Raw genomic sequence first — 16,842 nt, 5'->3', positions numbered from 1 at the left:
TGTCCACACCGAGGGCAAGGGCTGGCGTGACGTGGCGGTCTTCTACCGCACCAACGCGCAGAGCCGCGTGCTCGAAGAAGAGCTGCTCAAGCACCGCATCCCCTACAACATCCTGGGTGGGCAGAAGTTCTACGACCGCAAGGAAGTAAAGGACGCGCTGTGCTACCTGCGCCTCCTGATCAACCCGGTCGATGACGTCGCCTTGCTGCGCATCATCAACACGCCCACCCGCGGCATCGGCCCGGGCACCGTGGACAAGCTCCAGGACTCGGCCGCGCAGCAGCGCATCAGCCTGCTGGAAGCGACGCGGCGCGCCTGCACCGACGGCACGCTGGGCACGGGCCCGACCAAGAAAATGCGCGCCTTCATCGACCTCTACGACGTCCTGCACAAGGAGTCGGCCAACGTGGGGCCCGCCGAGCTGATGCGCAGCATCCTGGTGGAATCGGGCTACATCCGCGCCCTCGAGGACGACGGGTCCATCGAGGCGCAGAGCCGGCTCGAGAATCTCGAGGAACTCGTGAGCGCGCTCTCCGACTACGAAGAAATGGTCGAGGAGCCCAACGCCGCCGAGTTTCTCGAGCGCGTCGCGCTCGTCGCCGACGCCGATTCCTACAAGGAAGACTGGGACCGCATCACCCTGATGACGCTCCACACGGCCAAGGGCCTGGAATTCCCCGTCGTCTTTATGACCGGCATGGAAGAGGGCCTGTTTCCCCACGAGCGCTCGGTGCTCTCGGATGAGGATCTCGAAGAAGAGCGGCGCCTCTGCTACGTGGGAATCACCCGCGCGATGCGCAAGCTCTACATCACCAGCGCCGAGCGCCGCCGGGTCTTCGGCCAGACCTTCGTGAACGACCCCTCGCGCTTTTTGGAAGAAATCCCGCCCGAGCTGCTCGAGCTCTCCGGCCTTGCCGAGCCCGGCGCGCGCCGTCAGCGCAGCATGTTCGACGGGCGCCCCTCCTGGCTCGACAGCGGCAACGCCGGCGGCGGCTACGGGGGCGGCGGCAATTACCAGGGTGGCGGCCAGCAGCCCACTCCCCCGCCCAAGCGCCGCGCGGCAGCGCCCTCGGGTGGCGGCGGCGCCAAGCTCACCTTCCCCGTGGGCTGCAAGGTCGAACACCCCAGCTTCGGCCAGGGCGTCGTCAAGGAAAGCTCCCTGGTGGGCGGCAGCGAGAAGGTGACTGTTTCGTTTGCCCGCGCCGGGGTGAAGAAGCTGATGGTGAAGATCGCGCCCTTGAGAAGAATCTGAAGAAGGCGAAGCCTGACCGCTCAGCGATCCCCCGTTGCCGGGGGAGCTGTCCGGCGGAGCTGGACTGAGGGGGGCGGCTACCCGAAAGCCCCCTTCTGCCCTCTGGGCATCTTCCCCCGTCTGCGGGGGAAGAACTGATGGGATGCGCTTTGCGCGCTTTGACCCCCTTCTACCCTCCCACTTCGCATCCGCCCGCGCCACTTATTGACTCCCCCGCCCCCAGCGGATACCAAGGGGGCAGAGACCCGATCCTGACGGCCCATTCGGGCTCGCCAGATGGAGTAGAGACGTGACCGAAAAAGTTAAAAAACCCGGCGCCGAAGACCAGTATTTTTCCGAGGAAGACAAGCTCGCCATCGACAAGCTGCGCGAGAAGGTCAACGCCGAGAAGAAGGCCCGCGAGGCCGAAATGCTCAAGCAGGCCCACTGGATGCGCTGCCCCAAGTGCGGCAACCAGATGGAAGAAGTCCCCTTCAAGACCGTGATCGTCGATCAGTGCAAGAGCTGCGGCTACATCGGCTTCGACCAGGGCGAGCTCGACGTCGTTGCCGGGCACGAGACCCATTTCTTCGAGCACGTGCTCAGCCTCTTCCGCGCCAAGTCCTGACCGGCGATCCCTGATTTTGTTTCTGGCAAAAGCCCTCCCCGATCGGGGAGGGCTTTTTTGTTAAAACGGGCAAGGATTCCTTTTTATGTTGACAGTGTTAACATTTTGGGTAGAATGCCCTCGCTCCTCCGGTGGTGGCGGGGCGAAGCTTTGCGAGAAATTTGAAGGAGGGCGCGGCCATGGCGGACCGGCTCAAGACTCTGGAGAGCGACGAATTCGACGTCGTGGTGATCGGCTCGGGCATGGGCGGGCTGTGCGCGGCGGGCATCCTGGCCAAGCGCGGCAAAAAAGTGCTCGTCATCGAGCAGCACTACGTCGCCGGCGGCAACTCCACGATCTTCTCGCGCAAGGGCTACGAGTTCGACGTGGGCATCCACTACATCGGCGACTGCGAGCCCAACGGTTCGATCCCGCGCATTCTGCGCGCCGCGGGCGTCACCGACGTCGAGTTCGAGGAGATGGACCCCAACGGCTACGACACCATCGTGTTGCCCGACATGGAGTTCAAGTTCCCGCGAGGTGCGCACAATCTCGAGCGCGCACTCATCAAGGCCTTTCCCAGAGAGAAGAAGGGGATCAAGCGCTACATCAAGTTCCTTCGACAGATCTCTGCAATCCAGAAAGTGCCGGGCAATCCCATTTCCGCATTGTGGGTACTGCCGCGTTCGGGCCTGCTGATGCGCAATGCCACGAAAACCTTCAAGGAATTCCTCGATTCCTGCACCAGCGACGTGCGCCTGCAGGCGATCATGGCCGGGCAGAGCGGCGACTACGCGGCCGCGCCCAGCAAGGCCTCGGCGCTCATTGGCGGCGGGCTGACCGCGCACTACTTGAAGGGCGCCTACTTCCCCAAGGGCGGCGGCCAGATCATGTCGGACAAGCTCGCCGAGGCCATCGAGGAAAACGGCGGGAAGATTCTGCTGATGACCAAGGCCGAGAAGATCGAGATTGAGAACGGCAAGGTCACGGGCGTCACCTTCGAGAGCAAGCGCCTGGGACGTCGCACGGTCAAAGCGCCGGTCGTGATCTCCAACGCGGACATCCGCCACACGATCCAGAACCTCGTCGATCCCGAGCACCTCGAAGAGAAGACGCTCAAGCGCACCGCGCGCTACGAAATGGCGCCGGGCCTGGGCGTCGTCTACCTGGGCATCGACCGCGACCTCAAGGCCGAGGGTCACCCCCGCACCAACTACTGGATTTTCCCGAGCCCCGACCAGGAGCCCTTCTACGCGGCGGTCGAGCGCGGCGAGATTCTCGACGAGCCCTTCGCGTTCATCTCCATTGCATCGGTAAAAGACCCCACCAACAAGAAGGTCGCGCCCGAGGGGATCACCAACATGCAGGTGATGTCGCTGGCCCCCTGCCAGCCCGAGTTCTGGGGCGTGACCGAGGAAGAAGTGCGCACCGGCGCCTACCAGAAGAACGAGACCTACAAGAAGAAGAAAGAGGAATACGCCGCCGCGGTTCTCAAGACCGCCAAACGCGTCTTCCCCGATCTCGAAGAACACATCGTCTACAAGGAAGTCTCCACCCCGCTCTCCTCGCGCCGCTATACCGGCTCGGAGACATCCTACGGCATTGCCTCGACCCCGCGGCAGTTCCTCAACGGCCGCCCGCCGGCACAGACCGAGGTCGAGGGCCTGCTGCTCTGCGGAGCAAGCACCCGCAGCGGCCACGGCATCGGCGGCGTCACCATGTCGGGCCTCCAGGCGGCCGCCCAGGTGCTGGGCAAGGACCTCATCAAGGAAGTGATGGGCCGCGCCAACCGGGTGTAAGGCTTGCTCACCCCCGGGTGTCATCCCGAACGGATGTGAGGGATCTCGCAAACCCCAGACCGGCATTGCTCCACGTGGAAGGCAACGCTGCCGCGATCTTGCGAGATTCCTCGCTGCGCTCGGAATGACAGGGCCGAGGCTCAGCTTCCATAAGCATGTGATTTCAGTCTGGAAACTGGCCAAAGGCTCGCCAATTGGGATACCCTTGGCCCCACATGATCGAGCTTCTGGACAAGCGTCTGCTCATCAACTCGGGCAAGGGCGGGGTCGGCAAGACGACAATTTCCTGTGCGTTGGCGGTCGCCGCCGCGCGGCAGGGCAAGCGCGTGCTGCTGGCCGAAAGTGATACAAAGACCGAGACCTTCGGCCGCCTCCACGAAATTTTCCAGGTGCCCGAGCTCGCCTTCGAGGAGCGCGAGATTTATCCCAACCTCTACGCCTGCGCGCTCGATCCCGACCACGCCCTCGAAGAATACGTCGTGAACATCATCAAGATCCGCGCCCTGTTTCGCGCCGTGTTCGAGCGCGACGTCATCAAGCGCGCCTACTACGCCGCGCCGGGCATCAAGGAGCTGGCCATTCTGGTCAAGCTCTGGCGCATGTGCGGCGGCCTTGGCAACAAGCGGCCCTACGACCTGGTTGTCTACGACGCGCCGGCGACCGGACACGGCATGTTCTTCCTGAAGATGCCGCAGGTCCTCATCGACGTGCTCGGCTCGGGCCCCCTGCCCAACATGGCCAAGGACCTGCTCAAATTCCTGCACGATCCGGCCAAGACGCGGCTCAACCTGGTAACCCTCCCGCTGGAGATGCCGGTGGTGGAGACGCTCGAATACCTCGACCAGATCGGTCACGGCATGGACGTGCAGGTGGGCGGCGTGTTTCTGAACGCGCTGCATCCCGATCCGGTCGTTGAGAATCTCGAAGACGACTACCTGCGCATTCTCTCTGATCCGGCCGCGCAGCAGGCCATCGGCAAGACCTTCGGCGACGGCCCGCTCGGGCCGGCGCTCATCCAGTGCACCGACGCTGTGCGCCAGCGTCACCACCGCGAGCAGGCCATGGCCGAGAAACTGCGCCGGCCCAATATTCCGCTCATCGAGGTTCCCTACATTTTCGCCGAGCGATTCGACAAGACGACCATCCTGGGAATCGCCAAGGACCTGGAGGGCAAGGTCCGATGACGCTGCAGGAACTCATCGCTTCGAAGCGCGTGCTGCTGTGTTGCGGCTCGGGCGGCGTGGGCAAAACGAGCGTCAGCGCCTCGCTGGGGCTGGCCGCTGCCCTGCAGGGACGCAAGGTCTGCGTGCTCACCATCGACCCGGCGCGCCGCCTGGCGACGGCCATGGGCATCGATCTCGAAGAGAACGCGCAGAACAAGATCGCGCCGGAGACTTTCGAGGCCGCGGGGCTCAAGCCCAGGGGCGAGCTCTACGCCACGATGCTGCACGCGAAGAAGACCTTCGACGAGCTTGTGGCCAAGTACGCCTCCAGCCCCGAGGCGCGCGACCGGCTGCTCGGCACACCCGCCTACCAGCACGGCTCGGCCGCGCTGACCGATTCGCCCGAATACATGGCGACCGAAAAACTCTACGAGCTCTACCACGAGTGTGACTACGACCTGATCATCGTCGACACGCCGCCGCTCAAGCACGCCCTGGATTTCCTCACCGCGCCGACGCGCTTTCAGGGAATGCTCACGGGAAACCCGATGATCCGGATGCTGGTGGACGCATTCAAGGCCGCGCAGAATTCACGCGGAGGCTTTCTGCAGCGCCTGGGCAAGGCGAGCATGTTCCGCATCCTCTCCATGGTGACGGGCGAGAAAGCCATTCGCGATGCCGGCGAGTTCTTCAGCGCCTTCGCCGACCTGATGGGCGGCTTTACCGACCGCGCGCAGGCGATCGAACGGCTCTTCCAGAGCGATGATTGCGCCCTGCTGGTGGTGACCTCCCCGAACCTCATCACCATCGAGGAAGCGCTCTTCCTGCACGAAAAAATCACGGGTTACGGGATGCACAACTCGGGATTCATCGTGAACCGGGTCGAGCCCAACTACTTCCGCAGCCTGGAAAGCGAGCCCGAAGCCGAGAAGCTTCTGGGCGTGCTCGAAAAAGCACCGAAGATCGAGGGCGTTCCCGGCGAGCTGATGCACACGCTTGTCGGGAACATGCGCCACCATGAAATGCGGCGGCGCACCGAGGACAAGAACGTCGCCCTGCTCGAGCGCCAGCTCTCAAAGACCCAGTTCATTGCCCGCGTCCCCGAGCTGCCCAAGGACGTTGCCGACCTCAAGGGGCTCTCCGTGCTGGCCGGTCATCTCAATCCGCAGGACTGACCCCAAAAAACTGGGCGGAGGCGACGCGGAAGACATCCGGCGAGCCAAATGCCCTCCCGCCCGCATCGCCCCCACCCAAGGGAGCAACTCTTTCAAGATCGCAGGTCGAACTAGAACGACAGACCAACCGATGCGTTGAACTGATCCGGGACGCCGGCGGCCGTATCATCGCGGCGGATCTGGTAGTCGGCCTTCGCGATCACGCCGTCCACCGGTTTCCACGCGATGCCGAAGTTGTATTCCTGTTGTTCTTCGGCGCCGCCGATCTTGGCGATGCCCGTCGGGGTCGAGGCCTGCAGGTCCAACCATTCGCCGCGGAAGGCGACAAACAGGCGCTGATCGCTCTCCACAATGTGCGGAAGGATGTCGTAGGCGATTTCCACGTAGCCGCCATGCAGGCGGTCGGGAACGCTGGCGGTCAGACCCGGCGCCGAGTTCAGAGCGGACGCGCCGCCCAGCCAGACGATCGCATACTCGCCGCGCACCTCGAGCTGTTCCATGACGAAGCGCAGATCGACCTCGCCAATGGTGATGCGCGCGCGATGATCGACAATGGCGCTGATCGCCGGGCTCTTGATGTTGTGGTCGAACTCACCGGTGTAGCCGCCCAGGCCCAGGGTCAGGCCTCCGGGAGCGGCATACTGCAGGCGACCGGCCACTGCGAAGTCATTCGAGAATGCCTCGACCGCCTTCTGGCGCGAGAAACGAATGCCGCCGGTCGCAATGCCGTCGAGGTCACCGGCGCTCGGCGGCGCGGCGGTGGGAGCGATGCCCTCGATCTCGCCCGCGTTGAAGACGCCGAGCTGATAGGAGAGATCGCCGAAGGAGCCGTAGGCCATCACGCCGTTTTCACGGAACGTACTGGGAATGAGCGCATTGTCCACCCGCGGACGCTCGGAGAAATAGAACGTCGTCGGCTCGTGGGTGACATTGATAATACCCAGCGGGAGAAGGAGCACGCCGGCCTGCAGGCCTATCTCCTGGCGCGGCTGCCAGTCGATGAAAGCCTGCTCCAGGAAAATTTCCTCGCCGTGCTCGACCTCGATCTCCGAGAAGAAGCGCCACTCGTCGCTGAATTCGTGGCCCACGAAGAGCACCATCCGGCGCGCGTCCCAGGTGTCCTTGGCCGTGCGGCCGCCGAGCACGTTGTTGTAGATGAATTCGCCGTAGGCCCCGATGCTGGTGCCGGTGCCGAAGATGTCGTGTCCCACGCTCTCGCTCGATGGCTTGCTTTCGTTTTTGTCCGCCTGGTCGCGCTCGGCAAGCTGCTCTTCGAGGCGCCGCACGCGCTCGGCCAGGTCGCCGTTTTCCTCGGCGGTTGCCACTCCGGCGCTCGCCAGCGCCAGGATGAGTGCCGCCATCACCACGCGGCTGAATTTCATAGTTTTTGTCATCTGCCTCTCATTGCCTCCAAAACCCTCTTTATTTGTATTTTCCCGCCTCTCGCGGGCCCGATACTGAAAACGACTTTGAAAACCGTTTTCAGTATCGCCTTTCTACCTGCTTTCCTGCTCTGCTGTCAACCTTTCGGGAGGAAGCTCGCCCAGGCACCGGGGCAACACGAAGCCCAGCCCCAACTCTCCGCAACTCGCGCCGGTGACCCGCCCCTGGTGTGGGGTGGGTCACCGGCAAGGCCGGGCTCCCATGCTAGAAATGGGACGGTGGCAGCTCGGAGAGCCCGGGCTGTTCACACAAATTTAAGCCCGCTGCCCTTGCCGGTGGGGGCGGGACTTGATAAAGTTCTGGAACTGTTGGGGTTTTTCCGTTGCAGCACGACTGGACAGCCCCCGCAGCGCGAGACCGATTGCAGGACGGCAGCTTCATGGCAGATCAGGTTTACTTCGAGGACGTTCAGGAGGGCACGGAAATCCCGACCCTCACCAAGGACGAAATCAACCGGGTGCAGCTCGTAAAATATGCGGGCGCCAGCGGCGACTACAACCCGCTGCACTATGACGAGGATTTTGCCAAGGCTGCCGGGATGCCCAATGGGTGCATCGCCCACGGCATGCTCAGCATGGGGTTTGTCGGCCAGCTTCTGAGCGACTGGATCTCACCGGCCGGCAAGGTAAAAGAATTTGGTGTCCGTTTTACTTCCATGACGGACATGAAAGACAAGGTCATCTGCAAGGGGCGAGTGGTGCGCACCTGGCAGGAAAATGGCGAGAACCTCGCCGAGTGCGAGGTCACCAGTGAGACGAACCGGGGCAACGTCACGACCAAGGGTCGGGCCGTTGTTGCGCTCCCTTCGAGGGGCTGACCCGGCGCGCGCGCTGGAATTCGAGAGACTCAATAGGCGGGGACGAGTTGCTGCCTGGAGGGGAAAATTCGTCCCATGATGTTTAACACCCGCAACCTGCGCGCGCTTGTGATCGCATGCTTGTTCTTTATGACAGCATGCGGAAACAGCTACACGCGCACCTACCTGGGACCCGCGCCCAGTCTGCAGAGCATTGCCGTCGTGGCGGTGCTGCCGTTCGAGAATCTGACCGACTATCCCAACGCCGGCGACATCGTCGCCGACCTGATCGCAACGGAACTCTTTTCCATGGGCCGCTACAAGGTGATCGACAGCGACACCTCCGAGAAGCTCTATGGGGAAACCGGGGGCGTGGTCATGATGGCGCCCGATCGCACCTACGCGCAGGACGTGGGTCGCGCCATTCGCGCCGACGCCGTCGTCTATGGTGCCGTGCAGGAATACGCTTACCGGCTGGACAAGACACGCCAGGACGCACGCGAACCCGCCGTCGCCATTACCGTGCGCATGGTGGAAGTGGCCACCGGCCAGACGCTCTGGGCGTCGAGCCAGTCGCGCGCCTCCGACGCATTTTTCACGCGCGAGCGCGACCCGGTCAACCGCATTGCGTCCCTGATCGTCAGGGACATGAAGGATGAACTCTCCAGCGCGCTCGTCACGCGATGAGCGGCGCAGGTCAGATTGAGGGCCGGGACAAAGGAACGGAGTTTGCGCGAGAAATGTCGCGACATCTGAAACACACACTGCTGATCGCACTGGCGCTGCTCACCGCGGCGTGCGGCAAATCGATCCACACCGAATCCATCAAGCCCAAGGTCCTGCTGGAGCCGGTTCAGTGCGTCGCGGTGATGCCCTTCGAGAACCTGACGCCCTACCCGCGCGCCGGTGAGATCGTTGCCGATTTCTTCGCCTCCGAGCTCTACGCCCGGCGCCAGTTCCGCGTCATCGACCGCATGGAGGTGCAGCAGGCCGCCCGTCAGGTGAACCTGCGCATTCCCAACCGCATCAGCTCCGATTTTGCCCGCAAGCTCGGCGAGCAGCTCAACGTCGACGGCGTCTTCTACGGCAGCGTCTCCGAATACTGGTATCCCAACACGGCCGGAACCGAGCAGTCCGACCAGCTCCTCAAGGGTGATGAGCCTGCCGTCGGCGTGAACGCGCGCCTCATTGCGGTCGAGACCGGCGAAATGCTCTGGTCCTCTTCTGCCTCGCGCAGTTCCTACTCCGTCTTTGCCGATCGCCGCGACCCGCTCGCGCGCATCAGCCAGGTATTGCTCAACGAAATGGTCGATCAGCTCGCCCGTCAGATGGAGGGTCGCCAGATCAACGTCGGCGAGCCCTGCGGCGGGAAACTCGAACCCATGGACGGGCGCTTCCACGGCATCGTGAAGAGCGCGCAGACCGGTGGGCCGGTACAAAAAGCCGCCATGCTCATCAAGGAACCCGAAGAAATGCGGGTGGACGTCAATCCCGATTCGGGCGCCTATCTCACGCCGCCCATCCCGGCCGGCACGGTCGAGTACACGGTCATTGCCGACGGCTATGAAGCCGTCAAAGGTACCATCGACGTCATTTCCAATCGCAACCTGGAGCAGGACATTGCGATGACTCCGCGCGCGATGGCGAAGAAAAAGGAAGTCGTGCGCCCGGCCATCGTGGGTGGTCGCGTGCTCGATGCCGGCGGCCTGCCGGTTGCGGCAGTTGTGCGCTTCGATCCCGACCCGGGATTCGGCCCCATCAAGACGAACGCCGACACCGGCCGGTTCCGCAAGGAAATCAATCCCGGCAGCTACACCGCGATCTTCACCGCCGATGGATTCAAGCCCAAGGAGAAGGCCGTTCGCCTGGAGTCGGGACAGAACTTCTTCGTCGAAGTGACGCTCGATCCCGTGCAGCCCGAAAAGCCCGAAGGCGCGCAGCTCGAGAAAGACCGCATCGCCCTGCAGGACCAGATCAACTTTGTCACCGGCAGCGACCGGCTGGCCGAGTCGAGCTACCCGGCCCTGCTGCAGGTGGCCGACATCATCAAGAAGAATCCCAACGTGAAGCTCGTTCAGGTCGAGGGTCACACCGATGACCGCGGCGGGGCCCAGACCAATCAACGCCTCTCCCAGAAGCGGGCGGAGGCCGTCGTACAGTTCCTGGTCCAGTCGGGCGTGGAGGCCGGACGGCTTACCGCCATCGGCTTTGGCGAGGCAGTTCCGATTGCCGACAATTCCACCGAAGCCGGCCGCGCGCGCAACCGCCGGGTCGAGTTTACGATTCTCGAACAGAACTGAGAGCGGGCCGTCACACGGCTTTCCCCGTGACCCATCGCACAGGCCTAACTTCCTGTTCCCAAAGGCCTTTTCCTTCGCCCGCACGATTGATGCGGGCGCCGGCCTGCGCTAAATAACCAGCCATCAACAGGGTACCCGCCGGCCCCGTTCAGGATGACCGTTTCCTGCTCCGGAAGACCGGCGCCACCTGCCTCGATGGAGACTCGACTATGGGCAAGGTCGTCGGAATCGACCTCGGAACCTCGAACAGTTGCGTTGCGTGCGTCATTGACGGCAAGGCAGTCGTTCTCAAGGACACGGAAGGCCGCAACACGCAGCCCTCGGTTGTTTCTTTTCCCGAGGGCCAGAATCCCATCGTGGGCGTGGACGCCAAGAAGCGCACCGTTGTCGACCCGCGCAACACCGTCTACTCCGCCAAGCGCCTGATCGGCCGTAAAATCTTCAGTGAAGAAGTCGGCAAGGCCAAGGAAGTCTGCGCCTACCAGATTGTTGAAGGACCGAACTCCGACGTTCGCATCAACATTCGCGACCGCGATTATTCGCTTCCTGAGATCAGCGCAATGGTGCTGAAAAAGATGAAGCAAATCGCCGAAGAGGCCATGGGCGAGGAAGTCACGCAGGCAGTGATTACCTGTCCGGCTTACTTCAATGACGGCCAGCGCCAGGCAACCAAGGACGCCGGGCGCATCGCGGGTCTCGACATTCTGCGCGTCATCAACGAACCAACCGCCGCGGCGCTGGCCTATGGATACGGCAAGGGCCTGCAGCAGCGCGTGGTGATCTACGATCTTGGCGGCGGCACCTTCGACGTTTCCGTGCTGGAGATCGGCAACGACGTGTTCGAAGTGATCAGCACCTCGGGTGATACCTACCTGGGCGGCGACGACTTCGACGACCGCATCCTGCAGTTCCTCGCCGACGAGTTCAAGAAGTCCAACAAGTACGACGTCAGCGGCGATCCCGAGACGATGCAGAAACTCAAGGCGCTTTCCGAGCGCGTGAAGTGGGCCCTGTCCGAGCGCACCGAAGTGAAGGTCAACGTGCCCAACTTCGTGCTCACGCCCAACGGGCCGCTGCATCTGGACACGACGCTCACCCGCAACAATTTCCAGCAGATGTGCCTGGACCTGGTTCAGCGCTCCTTCCACGTCTGCGACGAGGCACTGCAGAATGCGCGCCTGACAATCAACGACATCGACAGCGTCATCATGGTCGGTGGCTCGACGCGTATGCCGGCCATCCGCAGCGCGGTGGAGAAGTATTTCTTCAAGACTCCCCACATCGGCGTCGATCCCGATGAGGTTGTCGCCATCGGCGCGGCCATTCAGGGCGCCTCGCTCACCAACGCGACGCAGGATTCACTGCTGCTCGACGTCACGCCGCTCTCGTTGGGCATCGGCACCGTCGGCGGGCTGATCAAACACCTGATCGAAAAGAACACCCCGATTCCGACAGAACAGATGCACACCTTCACCACGACCCGCGACAACCAGGACACGGTGCGCATCAGCGTGTTCCAGGGCGAGTCGACCAAGCAGGAAGAGAACGAAATGCTCGGCGAGTTCACGCTGACCGGCATTCGCCGCGCCCTGCAGGGTGAGCCGCAGATTCAGGTTTCGTTCGAGATCGATACCGACGGCATTGTCCACGTATCCGCCAAGGATCTGGACACGGGCCAGGAACAGTCGATTTCGATCACGGCCTACGGCGCGCTTTCGGAAGAAGAAATTCAGCGAATGCAGGAATCCTCGCCGGACATTCAGGCGTAGCGAGCAACAGAGATTACACCGCAGAGAGATTCGTAAATGTCCTACACCCCGGAACAACTGGCCCAGATCGCCAAAGCGGCGATGATGCTCGACCAGATGGATTACTTCCAAGTTCTCCGCGTCCCGCACGATGCCAACGCCGCGGATGTAAAAAGCGCCTTCTTCAAACAGTCGAAAACCTGGCACCCCGATCGTTTCTACCGCCGCGTCCCCGAGGATACGTACCGGCAGGTCATGGACGTCTACAAGCGTATTTCGGAGGCCTACTCCATCCTGCGCGACGAGAACCTGCGCAAGCTCTATATCAAGCGAGTCACGGGGCCCAATCGCGCGCAGAATCTGCGCTACGACAAGTCCGCCGAAGAGGCCAAGGCCCGCGCCAAGAAGGACGAGGACGTCGCACAGACCGAACCCGGCAAGCGCTACGTCAAGCTGGCCGCCACGAGCATCAATCAGAAGAACTTCCCCAGCGCCGACATGAACTTAAAGCTCGCGATGAGCATGGAATCGGAGAACGACGAGCTGAAGGCGTTCTACTACAAGTTCCGCCGCGACCACATGAAGGCCGAGCTCACCGAAGAGCAGGCCGAACTGCTGGCCCAGTTCGAAGACTGACCCGCATCAAATTCTGTAACTGAATCGAAGAAACGCCCGGGCCCATCCGGGCGTTATCGCATGAGGTCGTCGAGACCCTCGACCATGGGCGTAACGGGCTGATCGTATTTGCCCGCTGCACGGGCGGCCGCCCGCTGTTCCAGATCCATCCGCACGCCGCGGTCACGCACGTAATCACGAAGATCGTCGGCCCAGTGTCCCAGCAAGTTGGCCGTGTAGCTGTTCACCGTCAGGTCGATGGTTCCGGGGTAACCCAGGTCGATGAAAGTACTGAACTGAACAAGCGTGCGGTTGTTGCTGTAGGTCTCCAGCCGCCACGCGCCGTAGACGCGCTCCACATTGCCCTCGATCCCGGTGAAGTCACCGCGCCATACGCCAGCCTGCGTATCCACGACTTCCGAGATTTCGGCCGTAAATGTGATGTCGCCGGTTACCATGCGCGCCAGCGCGTCGGGCTCAATGGAGATTCTGAAATAGCGGTTTCCGTCACGGCGTTCGAGTTCGGCGCTGTCCTTGACCTGGTAGAGGAATCTCCGGAATTCGCCGGCGTCCTGAAAGACTTCCCAGACCACCGGGGGCGGCGCGTCGACGACTGCCGTCACCGTCGCCAGCTTCAGGCCGGTACTCGGGATGTCGCGCGCGTCGATGATCACATCGCCGCGTTCGAGCCTGCGATTCCAGTCGGCGCTTCCCGCCTCGGGTGCGCCCTTTGCGCACGCGCCAAGAAACAGCGCCGCGCAGAGCGTGCTTGCCATCAATACGAAATGAATTGAATTGCTGAAACGCCTCACAACTGCCCACCCCCGCCGGGCAATGGTGTGACGGCCCCCCTCTACGGGGCCGCGCCGATCTAGCGAGTCGCCGAGGACTTCGCCGGTTCGTACCCGAGCTGGTGTGAGAGCTGAAGTGCCGCTTCCTGAATGGCCGGCACGATTTCCTTGGTGATGCGCTCGGGCGTCATGCGCGAGGCCGGCCCCGAAACCGACACCGATCCGCGCACGCGTCTGGTGTAATCATAAACCGGCGCCGCTACGCAGCGAACGCCGAGTTCGTATTCCTCGTCATCGATTGCCCAGCCCTGGCGGGCCGTCTCCTGAAGCTTGGCCATGATCGCGTCGGGTTCAACGATGGTCTTCGGTGTGAACGCGCGCGGCGGGTACTGCTTGAGCGCGGTGCGGATTTCTTCGTCGCTCCAGAATGCAGCGTGGGATTTTCCGACCGCCGTGCCGAAGATGGGCAGGCGATGGCCAACGCGCGAAACCACGCGTACCGTGCGGTTGGGTTCGACACCGTTGAGATAAACGGCCATTCCGTCGCGCACGACGGCAACGTAGGCGGTTTCATTCACCTTGCCGACCAGTTCGTGCAGCAGGGCCTCGGACTGACGCAGCATGCCGGCCTGGCTGATGAAGGTCTGGCCGAGTTCAAGCACCTTGAGGCCCAGGCGATAGTTGCCCGACTCCCCGTTCTGTTCGATGTACCCGCGCGCTTCGAGCGTGGCGAGCAAACGAAAGACGTTGTTCTTGTGCAGACCCAGGCGTTTGGAGAGTTCGGTCACGCCGAGCTCGTCGTCGTCCCCCTGGAACTGCTCGAGCAAGTCCAGTGCATGGGCAACGGCCTGAATCGTATAATCGGACTTCTGGCGCTTCACGGCCACCTCGTGCGAAATCGCCTGTCAGGGCAAATCATCGGTAATGGGCTTAGTATAACCCGATTCGGGCGCTCGATTACAATTGCCGCGGCGCGGCGTCAAGCGATTCATCGAAAAAGAGGAGAATTCGGGGCCTGATCAGGGGGCAGGCAAAGTGAGCGCTTGTTCAATGCACCTTCTCGCAGGTCTCGACCTGATCGCAGGTGGCGCACCCGCCGGTGGAGCATCCGCCACCACAGCCGCCATCAACCGGCAATGCGGCGGTCACTTCAAACTGCGTGCCGTCGAAGTCGCAGGCCGAGAGGTAGTCGATTTCGGCACCCTCCCCGGAATCGACCACGCGCTCGCAGACGGTGCAGCGGCGCAGCAGACAGCCGCGCGCCTCGTCCCAGAATCCGTAGAGAATCGTCTCCACCCCGCAATCCGGGCAGTGGGCAAGTGGAATCACGGCTTTTTGAAGCATCGTGCTCATCCCCGGGAGTATGAATGCCCCCGGCGCGGGGGGCAAACCGGCTCTACCTGCCGTCGGGCCAGTTGGAGGGAAGGCTCCGACCCGGATGCCAGGCCGGCGCCTGCGAGGGGGGAGCATCGGCCGGGGCAGGCGCGGCCCTCGGCAGAGCCGGTTCGGGCATGCCGCCGCTCGCCAGCTCGCTCAGGTAGTCGCGCACCAGCTCCCCGCCGTGGGTCTGGTCCTCATCGCGCACCCGCGCGTCCAGGTAATAGAGCCCGATTGATCCCTGGAAGAGCGCGGCCAGCACAACCTGTGGCAGGGCCATCAGAAGCACCGAAAAGACAAACACACTGGTCGGCATGCTGAAAATGATTGTGGGATCGTTGGCAATCTGGCCGAAGGATTTTCCAAGCCAGAGCAGCACCGGCCCGAAGGCAGGCAGGCTCGCTACGAGCAGGGTGAGCCCCGCCACTGTGAGCAACCCGGTCAGCCGCATCGGGTGCGTCTCCCATATCCTCTGCCCGGCCGGGCGGTAACGCACCATGCGGGCGCTGCGCTCGAACGCGCGAGAAATACCGGCACCCTCCATCAGCACCACGGGAATGGTGTAGATCCACAACAGGTAGGCGTACGCCACGGGCCCAAGGGCGATCACCCCGCCCACAAAGACGAAGAAGAACACCGCGAATGCACCGGCAATTCGCGCGTCGAGACTCCCGACCACCAGGTCAATGATGGAGCCGCCCAGAATCAGGACAACCATGGCGACCAGCACGGAAATCAGCGCGATCAATCCAAGCAGAATGGCTTTTACCAGCTCAGTGAAGATCAATGAGCTCGCACGGCGGGCTGCGCCGCGCCAGGCCTGCATTGCTTCGATGCGAATGTCCAGGCTCTGTCCCACAATGAGCAACACCAGCGCGCCCAGCACCAACGGCCCGAAGGCCAGCCCACCGATCCAGGAGACCAGGCCGAGCAGGTCCATCAACGCACTGCCCGGCACCTCCGGCACTGCCGCGTTGCCCTCCAGGTAAAAGCGCAACGCATTGGGATCGAAATTCTGCATGGAGAAGGAGCCGACGAAATTGGAAAACACTTCGGCGGCCGCGCGATAGCCGAGCCAGTTGGAAAGCGCCGAGGGGACGAACACCAGCACAAAGAGCGGCAAGGCCAGCGCCGCGATGGCAGGGAAACGTGTGAAGCTCGCATGGAGGGCGAGTTCGATCATCTCCATCACCCGCCGCGCGGGCACCGGCGCCGCTTCAGTTGCCGCGGTTTCGCTTTCAGAATCCATCGCTTCGTGCTCCGCCCCTAGGATGCGCGATCAACGCTCCAAAGAGAAGAGCCCCGCCGTTTCCGGCGGGGCTCCATTTCAACCGTCACAATGCCGGCATCAATCGGTCGTATAGAACAGATTGCAGGCCGGCGGCGCCCAGGCAATCGAGCCGATGTAATAGCTCGAATCGAGGTAGCGCAGCCACGTCATCTCACCCGTGACGGGATCGATGTTGATCAAATGCCTGGTGCCATCCTGATCCAGCAGGGCGAAGAGCCTGCCATCCGAAGACACCGTCATGGAGATCAGGTCGCAGGGCGCGGAAAGGCCGGCAACAATCTGGCCGCCAATGCAATCTATGGGCGCGCCGGAATCATCGAACAGCGTCGAATCATCGAGCGGGATCGTGCTGATGACCGAATTGTTCGTGCGATTGATGATCGCCAGATCGCCGCCGGCGTCCACGGTCTCATCCGAGGCAAGCACGGTGTAGAGCGTCGAGCCGTCAGGCGTCATCGCCAGAACGTCACCCATATCGCCGACCGGCGCAGCGCCGCGGAGCGAGG

General features: G+C 62.7%; 16 protein-coding genes. 10 read left to right on the top strand and 6 right to left on the bottom strand.

Features of this window, described 5'->3' with window-relative positions; genetic code table 11:
* The 5 genes from KDH09_00715 to KDH09_00695 form a co-directional block, all read left to right on the top strand.
* Positions 1-1,252: ATP-binding domain-containing protein (locus tag KDH09_00715; GenBank protein MCB0218188.1), on the top strand; the 1,252-nt coding region annotated here is incomplete at its 5' end.
* 289 nt (positions 1,253-1,541) lie between these two features.
* Complete coding sequence (locus KDH09_00710) at positions 1,542-1,859, top strand: zf-TFIIB domain-containing protein (protein MCB0218187.1); 318 nt, start codon at positions 1,542-1,544, stop codon at positions 1,857-1,859.
* A 179-nt stretch (positions 1,860-2,038) separates the two neighbouring features.
* Positions 2,039-3,637 carry an NAD(P)/FAD-dependent oxidoreductase gene (locus KDH09_00705; protein MCB0218186.1) on the top strand — a complete coding sequence of 533 codons (1,599 nt, stop codon included), beginning with the start codon at positions 2,039-2,041 and terminating at the stop codon, positions 3,635-3,637.
* Between the two features lie 215 nt (positions 3,638-3,852).
* A complete protein-coding gene (locus KDH09_00700) occupies positions 3,853-4,821 on the top strand; it encodes an ArsA family ATPase (protein ID MCB0218185.1) in 969 nt (322 codons plus the stop codon).
* Positions 4,818-5,975, top strand: coding sequence for an ArsA family ATPase (locus tag KDH09_00695; protein MCB0218184.1), 1,158 nt, complete (start codon positions 4,818-4,820; stop codon positions 5,973-5,975). The genes KDH09_00700 and KDH09_00695 overlap by 4 nt, the downstream gene beginning before the upstream one ends.
* Before the next feature lie 110 nt (positions 5,976-6,085).
* Here KDH09_00695 and KDH09_00690 read toward each other — a convergent pair whose 3' ends face one another.
* Positions 6,086-7,369, bottom strand: a complete 1,284-nt coding sequence (locus KDH09_00690) for a hypothetical protein (protein ID MCB0218183.1) — start codon at positions 7,367-7,369, stop codon at positions 6,086-6,088.
* A 428-nt stretch (positions 7,370-7,797) separates the two neighbouring features.
* Between KDH09_00690 and KDH09_00685 the strand changes: the two genes are divergently transcribed.
* The 5 genes from KDH09_00685 (at position 7,798) to KDH09_00665 (ending at position 12,898) form a co-directional block, all read left to right on the top strand.
* Positions 7,798-8,235, top strand: coding sequence for a MaoC family dehydratase N-terminal domain-containing protein (locus tag KDH09_00685; protein MCB0218182.1), 438 nt, complete (start codon positions 7,798-7,800; stop codon positions 8,233-8,235).
* A 75-nt stretch (positions 8,236-8,310) separates the two neighbouring features.
* A complete protein-coding gene (locus tag KDH09_00680; protein MCB0218181.1) occupies positions 8,311-8,901 on the top strand; it encodes a hypothetical protein in 591 nt (196 codons plus the stop codon).
* Between the two features lie 53 nt (positions 8,902-8,954).
* Complete coding sequence (locus KDH09_00675) at positions 8,955-10,514, top strand: OmpA family protein (GenBank protein ID MCB0218180.1); 1,560 nt, start codon at positions 8,955-8,957, stop codon at positions 10,512-10,514.
* Between the two features lie 209 nt (positions 10,515-10,723).
* Entirely contained in the window at positions 10,724-12,283 is a 1,560-nt protein-coding gene (gene dnaK, locus KDH09_00670) for a molecular chaperone DnaK (GenBank protein MCB0218179.1), read from the top strand.
* A 36-nt stretch (positions 12,284-12,319) separates the two neighbouring features.
* A complete protein-coding gene (locus tag KDH09_00665) occupies positions 12,320-12,898 on the top strand; it encodes a DnaJ domain-containing protein (GenBank protein MCB0218178.1) in 579 nt (192 codons plus the stop codon).
* A gap of 53 nt (positions 12,899-12,951) precedes the next feature.
* Here KDH09_00665 and KDH09_00660 read toward each other — a convergent pair whose 3' ends face one another.
* The 5 genes from KDH09_00660 to KDH09_00640 all read right to left on the bottom strand — a co-directional run.
* Positions 12,952-13,653 carry a hypothetical protein gene (locus tag KDH09_00660; GenBank protein MCB0218177.1) on the bottom strand — a complete coding sequence of 234 codons (702 nt, stop codon included), beginning with the start codon at positions 13,651-13,653 and terminating at the stop codon, positions 12,952-12,954.
* Positions 13,654-13,748: 95 nt separating this feature from the next.
* Positions 13,749-14,555, bottom strand: a complete 807-nt coding sequence (locus tag KDH09_00655) for an IclR family transcriptional regulator (protein MCB0218176.1) — start codon at positions 14,553-14,555, stop codon at positions 13,749-13,751.
* A 160-nt stretch (positions 14,556-14,715) separates the two neighbouring features.
* Positions 14,716-15,012 (bottom strand): hypothetical protein, encoded by a 297-nt coding sequence (locus tag KDH09_00650; protein ID MCB0218175.1) that lies wholly within the window; start codon positions 15,010-15,012, stop codon positions 14,716-14,718.
* 52 nt (positions 15,013-15,064) lie between these two features.
* Positions 15,065-16,294 carry a hypothetical protein gene (locus KDH09_00645; protein MCB0218174.1) on the bottom strand — a complete coding sequence of 410 codons (1,230 nt, stop codon included), beginning with the start codon at positions 16,292-16,294 and terminating at the stop codon, positions 15,065-15,067.
* 99 nt (positions 16,295-16,393) lie between these two features.
* Positions 16,394-16,842: hypothetical protein (locus KDH09_00640; protein ID MCB0218173.1), on the bottom strand; the 449-nt coding region annotated here is incomplete at its 5' end.

It is taken from the genome of Chrysiogenia bacterium, assembly GCA_020434085.1.
GTDB lineage: Bacteria > JAGRBM01 > JAGRBM01 > JAGRBM01 > JAGRBM01 > JAGRBM01.
This window is presented reverse-complemented; position numbering and strand designations above follow the sequence as displayed.